This is a genomic window from Streptomyces thermolilacinus SPC6 (assembly GCF_000478605.2).
Classification (GTDB): Bacteria; Actinomycetota; Actinomycetes; order Streptomycetales; family Streptomycetaceae; genus Streptomyces; species Streptomyces thermolilacinus.
In genome coordinates this window covers 6370174-6386192 of record NZ_ASHX02000001.1, presented here as the reverse complement: position 1 = coordinate 6386192, position 16019 = coordinate 6370174, and the positions used below count along the sequence as shown (strand labels likewise).

The following is a 16019-nucleotide window of genomic DNA, read 5'->3' as shown; positions in this document are numbered from 1 at the left end:
TCCGCGGGGTCAGGGGCGTGCGGGGGACAGTTCCGGCGCGGCGAGCAGGGCGCCGACCCGCTTGGCCGACGCGCCGGCCATCTCCATGTCGTGGCCGTGGAAGTCCAGCGCCTGAAGGGGCGCGGCCACGCGCAGGCCGAGGATGGCGAACGGCAGCAGATCGAGCGGGTCCAGTGCGCCGGACGAGACCAGCAGTGTGCCGCCGGTCAGCACGGTGAGCAGAATGGTGACCGGGCCGAGGACCAGCGCCGACGCGGCGGTGGACCTGTAGCCCTTGGAGATCCAGGCGATGAAGAACGTCGTGAAGTCGTCGGCGGCCCGCGCGTACTGCCGGTGCGCCCGCCTGGCCTGCCCGAACATCTTGACCACGGCGATGCCCTCGACGAACTCGACGACCCTGGAGACGATGCGCTCCTGGGCCTCCTCGTAGGCGGCGGTCTGCGCGTCGAGGGTCGTCATCATCCGGACGAACAGCCCCACGCCGACCACCAGGGGGATCATCAGGATCGCCGCCATCCTCCAGTCGACCGCGAAGAGGTAGGCCAGCGTCGCGAGCGGGGTGACCACGCTCGTGGTGAGGTTCAGCAGGGAGTGGGCGACCAGGTGGTGCATGGTGTCCACAACGTGCTGGACTGCCTTCCCGGTGCCGCCCGCGCCGCGATCGGTGAACCAGCCCAGTGGCACCCGGCCGAGCCGGTCCACCAGCCGCCGCACCGGCAACTGGAAGTCCGGTCCGCGGCATGGGCGAGGGCACCGGCCAGGGTGTTCAGCACCAGTCACAGCGCGAGCGCCCCCGCCGCCACCGCGGCGACCGTCCATGCCGCGGCCGTGTCGGCCGGGCCGTCCGTCAGGAGCACCCGGGCCAGTTCGGCCACCGCGGCGAACGGCACCACGGCGACCACCGCCGCGACGGCCTGAAGGCCGATCGCCGTGCCCAGCCGTGTCCGTACGGGGCGCAGCAACTCCCCGAGCCACACCGCTTCCAAGGTCTCAGCCCGCACCGTCTTCATCGCGCCCGTCACCTTCCATCGACGCACGCCCCCGTCCTGACTTTCCGTCGATGCCTTGAAAGGAGGCATGTTGGCCGACGACCTGAGTGCCCGCGAGGGGACGTACCAAAGAAACAGGTTGATTGACCTGTTTTGTTTCTCGCGCTGTACGCCCCCTGCTGTCCGGGCCGTCGGCGGACCCCGAACAATGGGCTTGAGTCTCCACCGACTGGAGGGTTGAGGGTTGTCCCCGTGAGCGACGACACGGAGCTGTTCACCATCGGTGAGCTGGCGCGCCGCACCGGCCTGCCCGTACGCACGATCCGCTTCTGGTCCGACTGCGGCGTCCTCGTGCCGGCCGGGCGGTCGGCGGGCGGCTACCGCCTGTACGACAACGCGGCCGCCGCCCGTCTCGACCTGGTGCGCACCTTGCGGGAACTGGGCCTGGACCTGGACGCCGTACGGCGCGTACTGCGCGGGCAGACCACCGTGCGGGACGTGGCCGAGGCGCACCTGCGTGCCGTGGAGGCGGAGATCCGCACGCTCCAGGTACGGCGCGCGGTGCTGCGGCACGTCGCTCGTCAGGGAAGTACGACCGAGGAGATGAGACTCATGCACGAACTGGCCCGCATGACCGCCGAGGAGCGGCAGCGCGTCATCGACGCCTACGTACGGGAGACCTTCGACGGCACCGGGGCCGACGGACCGGGCGCCCCCATCGCCCAGGCCATGCGCACGCTGCCCGCGCAACTGCCCGCCGACCCCACGCCCGAGCAGGAGGAGGCGTGGGTGGAGCTGGTCGGGCTCCTCGGCGACGAGGACTTCCGCCGGCGCACCCGCGAGATGGCGGTGGCCGGGGCGCGCCCGGCGGACGAGCCGCGGGGGCCGGACCCGGCGCGGGTCGGGGAGCACGCGGGCCGGGCCGTGCGGGACGGGGTGCCGCCGGAGTCCGCGCGGGGCGGGGAGATCCTGAGTCTCGTACTCGACGGTGACGTGCCGCCCGCCGAGCGCCTCCGCCTGGCCGACACGCTGGCGACCTTCACCGATCGCCGGGTCGAGCGGTACTGGCAGCTGCTGGGCATCCTCAACGGCCGTCCGCCCACCCCGCCGCAGGTCCCGGCGTTCGAATGGACGATCGCCGCCCTGCGCGCGCACGCCTGACCCCTCGGCGCCACCGGCCCCTGCCGGTACACGCGCGGCCCTTCTTTGGGGGGCGAGCGCGCATCGAAGGCGGGCCGGTGTCGGGGCCGTCCGGCGTCAAGGGCGAGCGGGTGTCGCTCGTCACGCACGGCGTCGTGGCAGGATCGTCGAGTGATCCAAGCGTGTCTGAACGGCGGGCGAACCGTCGATGAGCACCCTGAAGTCCCCGTCACACCATCCCGGTTGGCGGCCGAGGCGAGAGCGGCACGGGCCGCCGGAGCCCGCAGTGTGCATCTGCACCCCCGCGACGCGGCGGGCCGGGAGAGCCTGGACGTCGCGGTCGTGGAGGACGCCGTACGGGCGGTCCGCCGGGCCTGCCCGGGGCTTCCGGTCGGGGTGTCCACGGGTCTGTGGATGTGCGAGGGGGACGCCGGGGCGCGGCAGGCCGCGGTCGAGGCGTGGGGCGCGATGACCGTCCGCCCCGACTTCGCCTCCGTCAACGTCGGCGAGCCGGGCTTCGAGAAGCTGACCGAGGTGCTGACGGGGTGGGGGGTCGGGGTGGAGGCGGGTGTGTGGTCGGAGGAGGACGCCGCCCGGCTGCTCGCCGGCCCCTACGCCGCGTCGTGCCTCCGCGTCCTGGTGGAGATGATCGGACTCCCGCCTGCGGAGGCCCTGTCGACCGCCGACCGGGTCCTTGAGCTGCTGGCCCGGGCGCAGGCCCGCGTACCGATCCTGCTCCACGGGGAGGACGAGAGCACCTGGCCCGTACTGGACAGGGCCCTGGCCCTGGGCCTGGAGACGCGGATCGGCCTGGAGGACACCCTCACGGACCCTCAGGGCCGCCGCGTCGACGGGAACGCCGCTCTCGTCCGCATCGCCTTCAGCCGGGCGTCGGCCGTCGGGAGAGCCTGACGCGCTCCAGGGTGCGGCCGAGCATGAGGCGGGGCTTTCTCCGCGCGGGGCCGGTCGCCGTCGGCCGGGCGGGACGGGGACGCGCGTGCCTCAGTCCCACCAGAACGACCACCGGTCCGGCCCACCAGACCGGCGGCGTACTCGGGGAACGGCGTGGGCGGGTCGTCGACGATGTTGTCGGCGGTCGAGAGCACGTGCTCCAATGCGAGCAGGGCCGTGTGCTCCGCCGTCACGGGAGGCCGCGCGACCGAGACGTGCAGCTCGCTGCCGACCACCGCCACCAGGCGGGCGCCGAAGCGGTCCTCCCAGCTCCTCAGGAGCGCGCACAACAACGCCTGCGGCGCCTCGGAGGACCAGCCGAGCAGCGCCAGGGCGTCGCTGGTGCGCCGTGCCGGGACGAGAACGAGCCGGCACGCGTCCGGATCGGGCAGCCCCGCATCGACGAGGCTCGTCAGCACCCTGAACGCGGCCTCCTCGGGCGTCGGGCCTCCGGGCAGGGCGGGCATCCCCGGCGCCAGACCCGGCCACCGGGTGAAGGACGGGCCGGGGTCGTGCGGCCACGGCTCGACCCCTTCGGGTACCGGTACGGGCGTCGGGTCCGTCCAGAACGGCAGCCGTTTGCGGCGGTACTCGGCGAAGTCCGCGGCGAGCGTCTCCTCGAGGCGGACGGCATCGACGCGGTCCGGGCCGAGCGCTGTGCCCAGGACATCGGGCCGGCACAGGAGCGGCACCAGGCCGGACTCCCCCGTCTCCCCGAGCAGGCGGCGCCACAACCCCTCGACGTCTCGCGGGAAGTCGTCGGATACCCACACAGATACGGCCTCGCGGGAGACGAAGCGTCCGGGAGGCAGGTCGGCGGGCAGGGCGAAGGACATGCCCGCAACGTAGCCCGTGGCACTGACATCTCCACTCGGCGCCGCCTGCGGCAGGCCCCCTCGCGCTCCTCGCGGGAGGGACGGCACGGCTGGACGGGGTACACCACACGCTTTGCGTCGTGTCGAATTATCCGGTTATCGCCTGATGCGCTTACGTTTCCGGTGAAGCGTTCCCCCCTTCTTCTCCTGGGAGACACAGCATGCGTCAGTCCGTACGTATTTGGGGTGCCGGTATCGCCGCCGCGGCCGTGGTGGCCGGCTCGGTCGGTGCGGCGGTCGCCGTCGCCTCGCCCTCCCCGGCGCGGCAGAAGCCCGCCGCCACGGCCCCGGCGGCAGGCTCGGCCACCGCGTCCATGAAGACCGTGCGCGCCTGGCAGCAGTTCCGTGTCCGGGGCGTCGCCAAGAGCGTGCCCGCCGGCAGCCGGGTCACCCTCCAGCAGAAGGTGGCCGGCCGTGGCTGGACCAGCCTGCCCGCCTCGATGAACACCAACTCCCGCTCGATGTACAACATGCGGGTCATGCTCGGCATGAAGGGCCACAACAAGCTGCGCCTGGTGGACAGCCGGAAGCGGGCCGTCACCCCGGTCATCGACGTCTGGGTGCGCTGACCTGCCGCACGCCCCGGGCCCCACGCACACGACGGACGCCTCCACCGGTATCCCCGGGGAGGCGTCCGTGTGCGTCGTCGCGGAGGCCGCTCAGCCGTGCGCCAGTTCGTCCGCCGTCCGCGCCACCGCGTCGCGGGACACGTCCAGGGCCTCCCGGGACGCCGCACGCGCCCGGCGCAGCCTCGCCTTCCCGTACGTGACGAGCGCCGTGGCGCTCGTGGCGTACGTGAGGGCGAGCGCCGCCGCCGCGGCTTCCGGCGACCAGGCGCGGGCCAGCCGCTCCTGGAGCGCCGCGTGTCCCATGAGCGCCGCGAGCAGGCCGCAGGCGCCGCCCGCCGCGAGGGCGGACAGTCCGCTGCGGGTCCCTCCGACCGCCTCCGCCACCGCGCCACCCAGCTCCTCCCGTACGTTCATCGCTTCCTCGACCACCACGGCGAGCACGTTCTCGGCTGACTCAGGCATGCCGCCCGTCTACCCGCAGCGCGGACCCTCATACGGGACGCCGGCGGGCTCACCGAGACCTCGTTCGCGCTGTCGCCGCGGATACGGGGGCGGCGCCCCGCATCCGCACGTCCCCGCCGCCGAGGGGCGGCACCCGCTGTCCGGCGCCGTTGCCGGGCGGGTACTCGCCGGACCATGCCCGCACCTCGTCACGGCCGTCCGGCCTCACGTCGGCGCGTGCGTACCGGGCTTCGACGACCGGCCTGCCGCCGCGCCGCCCGAGCTGACCGGACTCCGCGGAACGCTTCGCGGATGCGAGCCAGTTCACAGGCATGGGTGATCGGCGGCTGGGTAGGCGCGCGGCACTGGCTGACCGACGAAGGGCTGCGCCGTGCTGATACCCGACCCCCATTACCTGCGTTCCCTGCTCGCTCGCTACGCCGACCTGCGCATCGCCCAGTGCCGTGGCGAGCAGGGGCTGGAACAGCGCCTGGAGGACGTGACGTACACCCTGTGCGTCGCCACCGGGACCACCCGCATCGAGGACGCGCTGGCGACGGCCGACGCGCTCCTCGCCTCGCCGACCGGTACGACCTCCGATGCCGGGCTCGCGGCCGGCAGCGCCGAACTCGCGGCCTGACGTCCCCCGCCCCGCCGACCGGCCCCGCCACCCCCCTGACACGGTGGCGGGGCCTCTCCGTGTCGTTCTCCCGGCCTCCTGGACACCACCGCCGAGGACTCGGCGCTGTTCAGAGCGCCGACGGCGGTGTGGCCCGGCCGTCGTCCAGCAGGGGGATGCGGGCGATGACGCGCTTGCCGACCGGTTCGCGCTGCGTCTCGAAGCCCTGCACGAGCGCCATCACGATCTCCAGCCCGTGCTGCCCCACCCGCCCGGCGTCCGCGGCCTTGGCGACCGGCAGCACCGGGTCGGAGTCCCACACGGCCACCTCGACGAGGTCGCCGGTGATCCGCAGGTCCATCAGTACGGGTCCCGGAGCGTACTTGCAGGCGTTCGTCACCAGCTCGCTCACCACGAGCTGCGTGATGTGCACGGCCCGCTCGGACACCGGCAGCCCCTCCTCCGCCTGTACGCGGGCCAGGAACTCGGCGGCCAGGTCACGGGCGCGCGCGATGCACGCCCCGTCCCCCTCCAGAGCCACCGTCGTGTCGATGCGCTGCGCGTTCGGCACGGTGTGGTCCTCGTCCAAGGGCGATGGTTCCATCCGTTCGCCTCCACTTACCCCGGTCAACTGCCCGCGTCTACCCACGGCCCCCCGACTCACGCCCCCGACGTACATGTCGCCTCCGTCACACCGGCGTGCGACCTGAAACCGGAGGGGTGGGGGCCGCGGACCGGGGCATGAGTGTGCCACCATCACCTGCATGGCTGAAGGAAGAATGGCGGACCCCGGGCAGAGCGAACCGCCGGAGCGGCTCTCGATCACCTCCACCGTCACGGACGGTATCCGCGTGCTGACGCTCGCCGGGGAGATCGACTTCCACACCGGTGACCGGCTCCAGGAGGCTCTGGCGGTGGCCGGGCCCACGACGGCCCGGACCGTGGTGGACCTGGACCGGGTGACCTTCATGGACTCGAGCGGCATCAACGTCTTCATCGCCGCGCACCACGCCCTGTCCGCGTCGGGCGGCTGGCTGCGGCTGGCGGCCCCCACCGAGCACGTGCTGCGCACCCTGCAGCTGGTCGGCCTCGACACCGTGATCGACTGCCGCCCCACACTGAGCCAGGCCCTCGCCGCCTGACCCCCTGCTCCCGTACGTCTACTCCCCCGCCCCGTCCGGGTCTCCCGGCGGGGCGGGGGCCTTCGGCGTCTCGGGGGCTTCTCGGGTGTCCGGTGCGCGCCGGACGCGCTGGACCAGCAGCAGGGCGATGTCGTCGGTACGCCGCTCCGCCGGCCCCGCGTGGTCCAGGAGGAGCTCCAGCAGCCGTTCGGGGTCCTCGGCGCTCCAGGTGGCGAGGCGTCCCGCCAGGTGGTCGATGGCGTGCTCGATGTCCGTGCCGGCCTTCTCGACCAGCCCGTCCGTGTACAGGATCAGCACCGCGTCGAGGGGCAGGTCCAGCTCGGTCACCGGGTACGCGGCGTCCGCGTCGACCCCCAGCACCGGACCCGGCGGCACGTCGAGGCGCAGGGCCCGGCCGTCGGCGTGGCGCAGCAGCGGCGGCGGGTGGCCGGCGCTGACCAGCCGTGCGCGGCCGTGCTCCAGGTCGAGGTCGGCGTACAGGCAGGTGGTGAACAGGCCGGGGTCGAGGTCCACCAGGAGCCGGTTGGTGCGGGCGAGGACCTCGTCGGGGGCCGCGTCCGCCGTGGCGTGGGTGTGGACGGCGGTGCGGACCTGGCCCATCAGCGCCGCGGCGGCGACGTTGTGGCCCTGGACGTCCCCGATGACCGCGGCGACCCTCGTCTCGTCGATGCGCACCATGTCGTAGAAGTCGCCGCCGATGTCCATGCCCCGGGTGGCCGGGAGGTAGCGGGCGGCGACGCGCAGGCCCGGGGCGGTCGGCAGCCGGTGCGGCAGCAGCGCCTGCTGGAGGCCGTGGGCGAGCTGGTGTTTGGCGTCGTAGAGCCGGGCCCGGTCGAGCGCCTGGGCGATCAGGCCGGCCAGTGAGGTGAGGACGGCGCGTTCCTCGGCGGGGAAGGCGTGGGGCCGGTCGTAGGTGAGGACGCAGATGCCGACCGGGCGTCCGGAGACGATCAGGGGCAGGAACGCCCATGCCTGCTTGCCGCTGATGTGGGGCGCCTCCGGGTAGATCCGCGCCATCTCCTCGGGGTGGCTGAAGAAGGACGGCACGCCGGTGGTCAGTGCCTGGCCGGCCGGGGTGAAGCGGGTGTCGAGCGGCAGCCCGTCGAGGCGTTCGATGGCCTCCGGGGGGTAGCCGCGCGAACCGGTGATGCGCAGCCTGCCGGACTCGGCGGTGGACAGGACGAGGCCCTGCGCTCCGAACGCGGGCATGATCTGGTCCGCGATCAGGTCCACGACGTCCTGCACGCCGACGGTTTCGGTGAGGGCGGCGGCCAGGTGCAGGAGCTGGTACAGCTGGCCGACCCGGGCGGGTGCGCCGGAGCCCTGCCGGTCGGGTTCCGGGGGCCACGTGCCGCGGCCGCGGCCTCCGGCGGGCGTGACGCGGACGCTGACGCCGCTCGCGTCGGGGTAGAGCCGGAAGTCCAGCCAGCGGTCGGGCGGGCGGCAGGCGGTGAACGCCACGGGGCGGCGGCTGATGATGGCGGCGCGGTAGCGGTCCTCGTACACCGGGTCGCCGAGCCACGGCAGCGACTGCCACGGGAAGGTGCCGAGCAGCGCCTGCGGTTCCGCGCCGAGCAGGGCGGCGCCCTTGCTGGTGACGTAGGTGACGCGGCCCTGGAGGTCGAGGGCGCAGCCGCCCTCGGGCAGCCGCTCGGCGAAGTCGGCGGCGGCCATGGCGGGCTGCGGGTCGGCGGAACGGCGGATGTCCCCGGCGCCCAGGACCCGTGGGGTGTCCGGCGCGGCCAGGGGGTGGCCCGCGTCGGCTGCCTCGTCGAGCAGCCGGGCGAGCCGTCGGCTGCTGGAGGCGAGGTTGGAGCGCTCGCGGCGGGTCGTGCGGGGCGGATGGCTGCCGGGCCACATCAGCAGCAGGACGCCCCAGAGGCGTTTCCCGTCGACCGGGACGGCCGCGAGCGCCAGCGGGTACGGCAGGGCCAGCGCCGAGCGGGGGTAGCGGCGCGTCATCTCCGCGTGGTCGCCGACCCACACCATCCGCCGCTGCCGCACGGCGTCGGACACCGGCGCCGGGGAGGCCAGCGCGACCCGTGACCAGGGGGCGGCGATGTCGGAGGGCACACCGCCGACCACGGCCAGCTGGAGCAGGTCGCGGTCAGGGAGCAGCAGGTAGAAGGCACCCACGGTCGCACCGGTGCGGCGCATCGTCTCGGCGAGCTCCGCGTCGAGGTCCCTGGCCGCCCGGGGCAGGTCGGCGCCGTTCACGGCCGGCTCCCCGGGCTCGTCGACGCGGGTCCGCCCGGTGGCGGCCACCGCGGGCCCGCACCCGTCCGCACCTCACCCATACCGGGACGTTACGCCCAGCGGATGGCGGGCGCACGCCGTGGGGACCGAGGGCCGGTGCGGGCGGGCCGTCGACGGGTCCGGGTGCGGTGGCCGCGCGGCGCCGCGGCCTGGGCGAGGCGGCTCCCGGGAGGCCGCGGCCTCCAGGAACGGGTGGGGGGAGGTTCGCGGCTGGTGCTGCGGGAACACGGGTGGTCACCCATCGTCGTGCCGAAACGGCAGGCGCCCGCGCCGGGGGCCGGGACAGCGAGCCGCCCCGCCCACCGGCATGACCCGTCACGGAAGGATCTTCTCGATGCCCCAGCAGACGACGGCGGCGGTCAACCGCCCGGTGATCGGTTCGTACCCCACCTACGAGGGCGCCCAGCGCGCGGTGGACTTCCTCTCCGACAACGGCTTCCCGGTGGAGCACACGGCGATCATCGGCTGTGACCTGCGGATGGTGGAGACGGTGCTCGGCCGGATGACCCGCGCGCGGGCGGCTGCCGGGGGCGCCGCGACGGGCGCCTGGTTCGGGCTGTTCGTCGGGCTGCTGCTGTCGCTGTTCACGAGCGGGCCGCACCATGTCGTGGTGCTGGTCGTCAGCGGTGTGCTGTACGGCGCGGTGTTCGGGGCCGTCTTCGGCTTCGGCAGCCACGCCGTCACCGCCGGGCGGCGGGACTTCACGTCCCGCAGCCGTATCGAGGCCGTCCGCTACGACGTCGTCGCGGACGCGCAGTGGGCGCACCAGGCCGAGCACCTGCTGGTGCAGCAGGTCCGGCGGGATTCCTGATCCTCCACGCCGGTGGAGGCCGGTATGAAAGGGACTGGTATGAACGGGTCCGGTATCGACAGGGCGGGGATGGGCGGGCTGCTGAGGCTCGTCCGGGCCGCGGGCGCCGCGCTGGCCCGGCTGCGGGGAGCACGGGCCTTCCATCCGGCCGGTCTGGTCCTGGAGGCCACCCTGGAGGTGCTGCCGCAGGCCGGCCGGCCCTGGGGCGTGGCGTTCCTCGACCGGGCCGGGCGGTACGGCGTGACCGTGCGCTGGTCGCGTGCGGCGGGCCTGCCGTCGCCGCTGCCCGACGCGCTCGGGCTGGCGCTGCGGGTCATCGACGGGGCGGGGTCCGGTCGGCCGTTCGACCTGCTGCTGACGTCCAGCGGTACGGGCCGCGTCACCCGGCACCTGCCCGTCCTCCGCACGGACGCCGTCGGCGGCGCGTACTCGACGCTGACCTCGTACCGCTTCCCGGACCGCGACCGGGTCATCGCCGCGATACCGGCGGGCGACGGGGGCCACGGGCGTGGGCTTCCGGTGTCGCTGCCGGACCTGGCGCGCGCCCTCGCCGAGCGGCCGCCGGCCGTCTTCCGCCTGTGCGCGGCGGCGCCGCACGAACCGTGGCGGCCGTTCGGGCTGCTCACCGTGACCGGAGCGTCCCCCGCCGGGACCGGGCCGCTCACCGCGACTGGTGCGTCCCCCGCCGGGACGGGGCCGGTCGAGGGGAGCCGCGGGACCGGGACCGGGCCGCTCGCCTTCGACCCGTACGGCGCGTGCCTGCCCGACCTGGCGCCGGGCCCCCGGCTGCGCCGGTGGCGTGAGGCGGCGTACGCGGGGTCGCGGCGTGCCCGGGGCGCCGCCGCTCCCCCGGGTGCGGGGCGCCGGGGCGGGTCAGACGGCCATGTGGAGGCGTAGGACCAGGCCCTGGGCGGATGCCCGGATCTCGACCAGGTCGGCGAGCTGGTGCATCATCCACACGCCGCGTCCGCCGTGGGGCGAGAACGGGTCGGGGCGCCGCCGCCCGACGAGGGGGTCGGTGAACCGGCCGCCGTCGCTGGTCTCGGCGACTAGGGCGTCGGCGGTGCGCCACAGCCGCAGCGTGCCGCGCCCGCCGCCGTGCCGTACGGAGTTGCTGGTCGCCTCGGTGACGGCCAGCAGCAGGTCGGTGCGGCGCTGCGCGGACATGCCGGCCGCCTCGGCCCACTGGTCGGTCGTGTCCCGCACGCGCGCCAGGTCCTCGGTGCCGTAGGGCATGACGATCGGGTCGTCGGGCTCCGGCAGCGGGGTGTCGCAGTCGCGGGCCACCTCGTGGGCGTCGGTGTGCTCGGGGCTGGGCCGGTAGGCGTCCGCGTCGCCCACGACGGGGTGCGTGCGGCGGGCCTGCGTCAGTACGTCGCCGGGCAGCGCCGTGTCGTAGGGGCACAGGATCGTCGCGTGCCGGTGGGCGAAGGCGAGGTTGATCAGCGCTTCGTGGCGGGTGGCCTCCCGGGTCTCGGCGGGGGTGCGCCCGACCCAGATCGGCTCGCCGACGATGGCCGGGGCCCGGTCCCCGGCCCGGTCGGCGAACTCCTGGAGCATGGACAGGATGCGGCCCGGGTTGCGGCCCGCGTCCCGCATGTCCACCCAGGTGATTCCTTCCTGCGCCCGGTACGTGTCGCGCAGCAGGTCCAGGCGCGGGCCGGGCACGGCGACGAGCAGCGGGGCACCGTCGGCCGCGCCCTCGCCGATGAAGCCGCCCACGCCCGCGAGGTACTCCTCGTCGGTCCCGTAGAACAGGGCGGGGTGGTGGAAGACACCCCCGGGGGCGGGCTCGGGCCGGTGCCGTGTCAGTGCGGTCATCGGGCCACGACCTCCAGAGCGGTGCGGAGCTCGGGGAACAGGCCGAGAATCCGCTCGGCGGACAGCGGAGCCCCGGTCACGTGAAGGGGGGTGGCGGACGGGCGGCGCGCCGCCGCGCCGGCGAGGGCGACCAGGGTGTCCGTGTCGAGGTGCCTCAGGCCGCCCAGGTCCAGGGTGACGCGGTCCGTGGCCGAGGCGGCCAGGGCGGCCGCGACGGACGCGGTGACGCGGCGGCTCTCGTACCCGGCCGATCCGGACAGCCGGAAGCCGGGCCGGTCGTTGAGCGGTCCGACGCGCAGGCAGGTCGCGGGGGCGTCGGCCGGGAGGGCGGTGCCGAGCCGGGCGGGGTGGGCTTCCGCCAGGACGGCGAGGTCGTCCGGGGGCATCAGCCGGCGGTCGTAGAGGCACCAGGCGGTGAGCGGCAGCCGGTCGAACACCTCGTGGTGGGCGCGCAGTTCGTACTCCAGGAGGCGGTCCGCGCCCGCGGCGCCACGGGCGGCCCAGGCCATCTCGCCGATCGTGTGCAGACGGCGGTATCCGGCCGCGAGAGCCGCCCCGACGGCTTCGTGCCACAGCGGGATCAGCACGTCCGGGTCGAAGCAGCGGCCGGACAGGTACGTCTCCTCGGCGGTGGTCACCATGAGCTGTCCGCGCCGTACGGCGGAGGCGGCGTCGATGTCCCGGTCCGTGAGGGTGCGCAGGACGTGTTCGGGCGCGGTCGTGTCGGCGAAGTACCAGATGCGGGCGCCTTCGGCGAGTCCGGTGCGGACGAACGCGGTGAGGTGTCCGGCCCATGTGTCGTCGTCCGCGTACACCACGCTCGCGTGGTGACCCGGCGCCGTCCGCGCCGCCGTCCCGGGAAGGCGGGAGGTCGCGTCCGCTGTCACGACTGTCCGCCTCCCAGACCACTTGGTGGTCCGGCCCGACCACGCTGCCCTCATCGTACTGACCGGGCGGGCGTTCCCCCACGCCCGCCTCCCGGGGCCGGGTCCCCGGAGACCGGCGCGGGTGGTGCGGAGAGGCTGGTGGGGCGGCTGGTGCGGGTGTGGGAACGGGGCGGGACGTACGCCGTATTCGCCCTGACGGCGGCGATGAACCGGGCGCGTCGGGGTAAACGGCGTCCGACCGCCGTCCACCACTGCCGCGAAGGAGTCGCAGGTGACCGATGACGCGTACTTGTTCCTGACGGACGACACGGCGACGCCGCTCGGGGTGCCGCCGACCTCCCTGGGCGACCTGGCCTTTCTGGAGACCCCGGCCGTACGGGCGTGGCTCGACGCGCACGGGGTCACCGTGACGTCGCCGCGGCTGCGCCTCGTACCGCCGGAGGAGACGGCGGCCATCGCGCAGGACGCGGAACGGCTGCCGGTCCCGCTGAGCGACGAGGAGCTGAGCCGACTGCGCCACCACGGCGCCCCGGAGTCCCGGGCGCGCGTCGAGGAGCGGCTGCTGGCCTACCGGGAGTGCGCGGACGGACGTGACGCGCTGCTCGGTCAGGCGCTGGCGGCCGGTGTGCCGCTGGAGCGGATCGTGGAGCTCACCGGTGAGGACCCGGCGACCGTGGCGGCCGCCGCCCGGTGACTGACCTGCCGGGGCGTGCCGGTGAGCCGTCGGCGGCTGCCGGTGATGCCCTCGGGCCGCTGGTGCCGGGGCCGTCGGTGGGTCACCCGGCGGGGGCGGTGCCGGGGTGCGGGCCGCCGTCGCCGGGCGGGTCGGAGCCGCCGTTGCCGGGCGGGTACGGGAACCGGGCGCGTACGGCCTGCCGGATGCGCCGGGCGCACTCCAGGTGGGCGTCGGCGGGCTGCCCCGCCGGGTTGGGGATGTCGCCGCGCGGATCGAGGCAGTGCACGCGTGCCGTCGCCTCGGGTGCGAGCGCGAGGACGGCTTCGCGCTGGGCGCCCGTCATGCAGTACACGACCGCGCCGCCCCGGCACAGATCCGGGGTGAGCGGCCGGGCCCGGTGGTAGCGGGGGTGCCGCCATCCGGGGCGGACGCCCAGTTCGCGGAGCGCGGCCCGCGCGTGCGGCGACATCCGGGCGCGGTGCCGCCGCGCGGTGGCCTCCACGTCGATCCCGGCACTGGTGAAGCGCGGCGCGTGGCCGCCCCTGCCCGCCGCCTCGTGGCGGGCGATGTACTCGGCGAGCGGTGAGCGGGAGGTGTTGCCGCCGCAGACGAACACCACCCGGCGCCGGTGGGCGGCTGGCCCGCGCCGCTGGGCGAGTGCCGGGGCGGAGAGCGCCGCCACGGCCGCGACGACCATGACCAGCGCCAGCAGCTCCGCGTCCGTCGGCAGGGGCAGCCCCGCCAGATGGTGCAGGGCGTACGCGGCGACCAGGCCCGACATGAGGCTCGCGCACCGGTTCGCGGGCACGCACCAGGTGAAGGCGCGGCGGTCCAGGTAGATCAGCGTCCCGAACACGAACAGCACCTCGTACGCCACGCCCACCCCCGCCGCCGCCCAGGCGGTGGGCGTCGCAAGGAAGTCGGTGAACCCCGTACGGAGTCCCGGCTGCCCCGCCAGGGCCCCGGCGCCGAGCAGCAGCACCAGGCAGACCGGGGCGGTGGCGTGCTCGACGGTGAAGTACCGGCGGTCGGTACCGGCCACGCCCGCCTTGGCGACGCGGCTCATCAGGTCGAAGCGCGCGGTGTAGCCGACGAGGTACACGCACAGGCACAGCAGCGACGGCATCGCCAGGCGGTAGTCGCGTACCCCGCCTATGGCCACGAGTACGGCGGCCAGGCTGAAGGCCAGCGCGGCCCAGGCCGAGCGCGGAACGTGCCGGCCCCGCGCCTTGTCCATCAGTGGGGACATCACCAGCACTCCCCCGCGCATGAGCAGCAGGACGAAGAGCACAGACGTACCGGAGAAGGTGAAGCTCAGGGTCGTCGTGCCGATGATGAGCGACGCCGATAATCCGGCAAGGATTTCCCGCCGGTACGTGGACGCGGCGCCTCGCGGGCCCGGGTCGCGGGGCCGCGAACCTTGCGCGGGAGGCCGTGGTCGGCCTGGTGCCGGAGGCCGCGGTCCGGGTTCCGGGGGTCGCAGCGCGTACCGCCACCATCCGCTGACCAGGAGGAACACGGGCATCACTGCGAGCTGCCCGAGGGCGGCCGCCGGAAGGACGACCATTCCGTCCACCGGGCCGCCCACCGCGTCGGACATCGTGTGGACGAGGATCTTGAGGAGCATGACGTACGGGATGTAGGAGGCGAAGTATCCGAGTGCCAGCCACGCCATTTCCTCAGCGTGACCGGCCGTTCCGGAAGTCCACAAGCCGCTCGGCGCCGGGACCGAGGTCGCACGGAGGCACGGCCCGCTCGGAAGGTGGGAGCGACCGCGTGTGCACCGCGTGCGCCGCCCAACCGCCTGCGCCACTCTCGCGCCCCGCACCGCGCGCCCCGCGCCGGGGGCGGGAGGCCGGGGGCTGGGGGCCGGACAGCAGGCATTCTCCCCCGCGTGCGAAATTGGGGGGCATGAGGGTGAGACGACTGGGTAGGCGCGCCATATCGACCCCGCAGGGTCGTGCAGTATCCGCGGATGAGGAGGGACGATGACGGTGGCGACGACCGACACGATGACGAGGGCCAACAGCGGTATCGCCACGCTGCCGGAGGTGGAGGACCCCCGGAACGTCCCCCCGAAGGACGCCCGCGCGCTGACGAAGCTGTTCCTGGAGCAGCTCGCGGTGCTGGAGGAGGGCACGCACGAGTACCAGTACGCCCGCAACACGCTGATCGAGATGAACATGTCCCTCGTCCGGTACGCGGCGGGCCGGTTCCGCAGCCGCGGCGACGAGATGGACGACATCGTCCAGGTGGGCATGATCGGCCTGATCAAGGCGATCGACCGGTTCGAGCTCTCCCGCGAGGTGGAGTTCACCACGTTCGCCGTCCCGTACATCGTGGGCGAGATCAAGCGGTTCTTCCGGGACACGTCGTGGGCCGTCCACGTCCCGCGGCGCCTCCAGGAGGCGCGCGTGGAGCTGGCCCGGGCGACCGAGGAGCTGCGCAGCCGACTGGGCCGTACGCCGACCGTCCGGGAGCTGGCGGAGCTGATGAACCTCTCGGAGGAGGAGGTCATCGAGGCGCGGCTCGCGTCGAACGGCTACAACTCGTCGTCCCTCGACGCCGCCATCAGCGGCGACGAGACCGGCGAGACCGCGCTGGCCGACTTCATCGGCACCGAGGACCCGGCGATGGCGCTGGTGGAGGACTTCCAGTCGCTGGCGCCGCTGATCGCGCAATTGGACGATCGCGACCGGCGCATCTTGCACCTCCGGTTCGTGGAGGAGCTCACGCAGGCGCAGATCGGTGAGCAGCTGGGCTGCTCGCAGATGCATGTGTCGCGTCTGCTCTCGCGAACTCTGAAGCGGCTGCGCGAGGGCATGCTGACCACCCGCTGAGC

Annotated in this window: 18 protein-coding genes; 9 read left to right on the top strand and 9 right to left on the bottom strand. The window is 74.3% G+C overall.

Going from position 1 to position 16019, the window contains the following annotated elements; all coding sequences use genetic code 11:
• Positions 1–9 precede the first annotated feature (9 nt).
• Entirely contained in the window at positions 10–819 is an 810-nt protein-coding gene (locus J116_RS27770) for an ABC transporter transmembrane domain-containing protein (RefSeq protein ID WP_079147825.1), read from the bottom strand.
• Positions 777–1037: a hypothetical protein gene (locus tag J116_RS27765; protein WP_139140516.1), complete on the bottom strand. Its 261-nt coding sequence runs from the start codon at positions 1035–1037 to the stop codon at positions 777–779. The genes J116_RS27770 and J116_RS27765 overlap by 43 nt, the downstream gene beginning before the upstream one ends.
• Before the next feature lie 204 nt (positions 1038–1241).
• Here J116_RS27765 and J116_RS27760 point away from each other — a divergent pair, with 204 nt between their 5' ends.
• Both J116_RS27760 and J116_RS27755 read left to right on the top strand, forming a co-directional pair.
• The gene (locus tag J116_RS27760) at positions 1242–2150 is read left to right on the top strand and encodes a helix-turn-helix domain-containing protein (protein WP_023590359.1); all 909 of its coding nucleotides are present in this window, start codon (positions 1242–1244) and stop codon (positions 2148–2150) included.
• A gap of 150 nt (positions 2151–2300) precedes the next feature.
• Positions 2301–3041, top strand: coding sequence for a 3-keto-5-aminohexanoate cleavage protein (locus J116_RS27755; protein WP_023590358.1), 741 nt, complete (start codon positions 2301–2303; stop codon positions 3039–3041).
• Here J116_RS27755 and J116_RS27750 read toward each other — a convergent pair.
• Positions 2963–3916: a DUF4253 domain-containing protein gene (locus tag J116_RS27750; protein ID WP_235617394.1), complete on the bottom strand. Its 954-nt coding sequence runs from the start codon at positions 3914–3916 to the stop codon at positions 2963–2965. The genes J116_RS27755 and J116_RS27750 overlap by 79 nt on opposite strands.
• Before the next feature lie 200 nt (positions 3917–4116).
• Here J116_RS27750 and J116_RS27745 point away from each other — a divergent pair, with 200 nt between their 5' ends.
• Positions 4117–4524, top strand: a complete 408-nt coding sequence (locus J116_RS27745; RefSeq protein WP_023590357.1) for a hypothetical protein — start codon at positions 4117–4119, stop codon at positions 4522–4524.
• A 90-nt stretch (positions 4525–4614) separates the two neighbouring features.
• Here J116_RS27745 and J116_RS27740 read toward each other — a convergent pair whose 3' ends face one another.
• On the bottom strand, positions 4615–4986 hold the full coding sequence (locus J116_RS27740; protein WP_023590356.1) for a hypothetical protein: 372 nt from the start codon (positions 4984–4986) through the stop codon (positions 4615–4617).
• Between the two features lie 370 nt (positions 4987–5356).
• Here J116_RS27740 and J116_RS27735 point away from each other — a divergent pair, with 370 nt between their 5' ends.
• On the top strand, positions 5357–5605 hold the full coding sequence (locus J116_RS27735) for a DUF5133 domain-containing protein (protein WP_023590355.1): 249 nt from the start codon (positions 5357–5359) through the stop codon (positions 5603–5605).
• Between the two features lie 109 nt (positions 5606–5714).
• On the opposite strand, the gene J116_RS27730 is transcribed toward J116_RS27735, so the two are convergent.
• A complete protein-coding gene (locus J116_RS27730; protein WP_028964614.1) occupies positions 5715–6188 on the bottom strand; it encodes an ATP-binding protein in 474 nt (157 codons plus the stop codon).
• Between the two features lie 160 nt (positions 6189–6348).
• Here J116_RS27730 and J116_RS27725 point away from each other — a divergent pair, with 160 nt between their 5' ends.
• Positions 6349–6726 (top strand): STAS domain-containing protein, encoded by a 378-nt coding sequence (locus J116_RS27725; RefSeq protein ID WP_028964613.1) that lies wholly within the window; start codon positions 6349–6351, stop codon positions 6724–6726.
• 18 nt (positions 6727–6744) lie between these two features.
• On the opposite strand, the gene J116_RS27720 is transcribed toward J116_RS27725, so the two are convergent.
• Positions 6745–8943: a SpoIIE family protein phosphatase gene (locus J116_RS27720; protein WP_079147953.1), complete on the bottom strand. Its 2199-nt coding sequence runs from the start codon at positions 8941–8943 to the stop codon at positions 6745–6747.
• Positions 8944–9316: 373 nt separating this feature from the next.
• On the opposite strand from J116_RS27720, the gene J116_RS27715 reads away from it, so the two are divergent.
• Together J116_RS27715 and J116_RS27710 are read left to right on the top strand one after the other, a co-directional pair.
• On the top strand, positions 9317–9793 hold the full coding sequence (locus J116_RS27715; protein WP_023590351.1) for a general stress protein: 477 nt from the start codon (positions 9317–9319) through the stop codon (positions 9791–9793).
• Between the two features lie 39 nt (positions 9794–9832).
• Positions 9833–10690, top strand: a complete 858-nt coding sequence (locus J116_RS27710; RefSeq protein WP_023590350.1) for a hypothetical protein — start codon at positions 9833–9835, stop codon at positions 10688–10690.
• On the opposite strand, the gene J116_RS27705 is transcribed toward J116_RS27710, so the two are convergent.
• Both J116_RS27705 and J116_RS27700 read right to left on the bottom strand, forming a co-directional pair.
• Entirely contained in the window at positions 10667–11614 is a 948-nt protein-coding gene (locus tag J116_RS27705) for a sensor histidine kinase (protein ID WP_023590349.1), read from the bottom strand. The genes J116_RS27710 and J116_RS27705 overlap by 24 nt on opposite strands.
• A complete protein-coding gene (locus J116_RS27700; protein WP_023590348.1) occupies positions 11611–12501 on the bottom strand; it encodes an MEDS domain-containing protein in 891 nt (296 codons plus the stop codon). The genes J116_RS27705 and J116_RS27700 overlap by 4 nt, the downstream gene beginning before the upstream one ends.
• A 271-nt stretch (positions 12502–12772) precedes the next feature.
• On the opposite strand from J116_RS27700, the gene J116_RS27695 reads away from it, so the two are divergent.
• A complete protein-coding gene (locus tag J116_RS27695) occupies positions 12773–13195 on the top strand; it encodes a DUF6003 family protein (protein ID WP_023590347.1) in 423 nt (140 codons plus the stop codon).
• 82 nt (positions 13196–13277) lie between these two features.
• Here the strand turns inward: J116_RS27695 and J116_RS29275 are convergent, their stop codons facing one another.
• Complete coding sequence (locus J116_RS29275; RefSeq protein WP_051203646.1) at positions 13278–14852, bottom strand: arsenate reductase/protein-tyrosine-phosphatase family protein; 1575 nt, start codon at positions 14850–14852, stop codon at positions 13278–13280.
• Positions 14853–15165: 313 nt separating this feature from the next.
• Here J116_RS29275 and J116_RS27685 point away from each other — a divergent pair, with 313 nt between their 5' ends.
• Entirely contained in the window at positions 15166–16017 is an 852-nt protein-coding gene (locus tag J116_RS27685) for an RNA polymerase sigma factor SigF (protein ID WP_023590346.1), read from the top strand.
• Positions 16018–16019 lie beyond the last annotated feature (2 nt).

Bases quoted from the DNA above. Each gene is read 5' to 3' on its own strand.
- J116_RS27725 (WP_028964613.1), top strand. From the start codon at position 6,349: ATGGCTGAAGGAAGAATGGCGGACCCCGGGCAGAGCGAACCGCCGGAG.
- J116_RS27685 (WP_023590346.1), top strand. From the start codon at position 15,166: ATGACGGTGGCGACGACCGACACGATGACGAGGGCCAACAGCGGTATC.
- J116_RS29275 (WP_051203646.1), bottom strand. From the start codon at position 14,852: ATGGCGTGGCTGGCACTCGGATACTTCGCCTCCTACATCCCGTACGTC.
- J116_RS27740 (WP_023590356.1), bottom strand. From the start codon at position 4,986: ATGCCTGAGTCAGCCGAGAACGTGCTCGCCGTGGTGGTCGAGGAAGCG.
- J116_RS27715 (WP_023590351.1), top strand. From the start codon at position 9,317: ATGCCCCAGCAGACGACGGCGGCGGTCAACCGCCCGGTGATCGGTTCG.
- J116_RS27705 (WP_023590349.1), bottom strand. From the start codon at position 11,614: ATGACCGCACTGACACGGCACCGGCCCGAGCCCGCCCCCGGGGGTGTC.
- J116_RS27730 (WP_028964614.1), bottom strand. From the start codon at position 6,188: ATGGAACCATCGCCCTTGGACGAGGACCACACCGTGCCGAACGCGCAG.
- J116_RS27750 (WP_235617394.1), bottom strand. From the start codon at position 3,916: ATGTCCTTCGCCCTGCCCGCCGACCTGCCTCCCGGACGCTTCGTCTCC.
- J116_RS27710 (WP_023590350.1), top strand. From the start codon at position 9,833: ATGAACGGGTCCGGTATCGACAGGGCGGGGATGGGCGGGCTGCTGAGG.
- J116_RS27770 (WP_079147825.1), bottom strand. From the start codon at position 819: ATGGACGGTCGCCGCGGTGGCGGCGGGGGCGCTCGCGCTGTGACTGGT.
- J116_RS27745 (WP_023590357.1), top strand. From the start codon at position 4,117: ATGCGTCAGTCCGTACGTATTTGGGGTGCCGGTATCGCCGCCGCGGCC.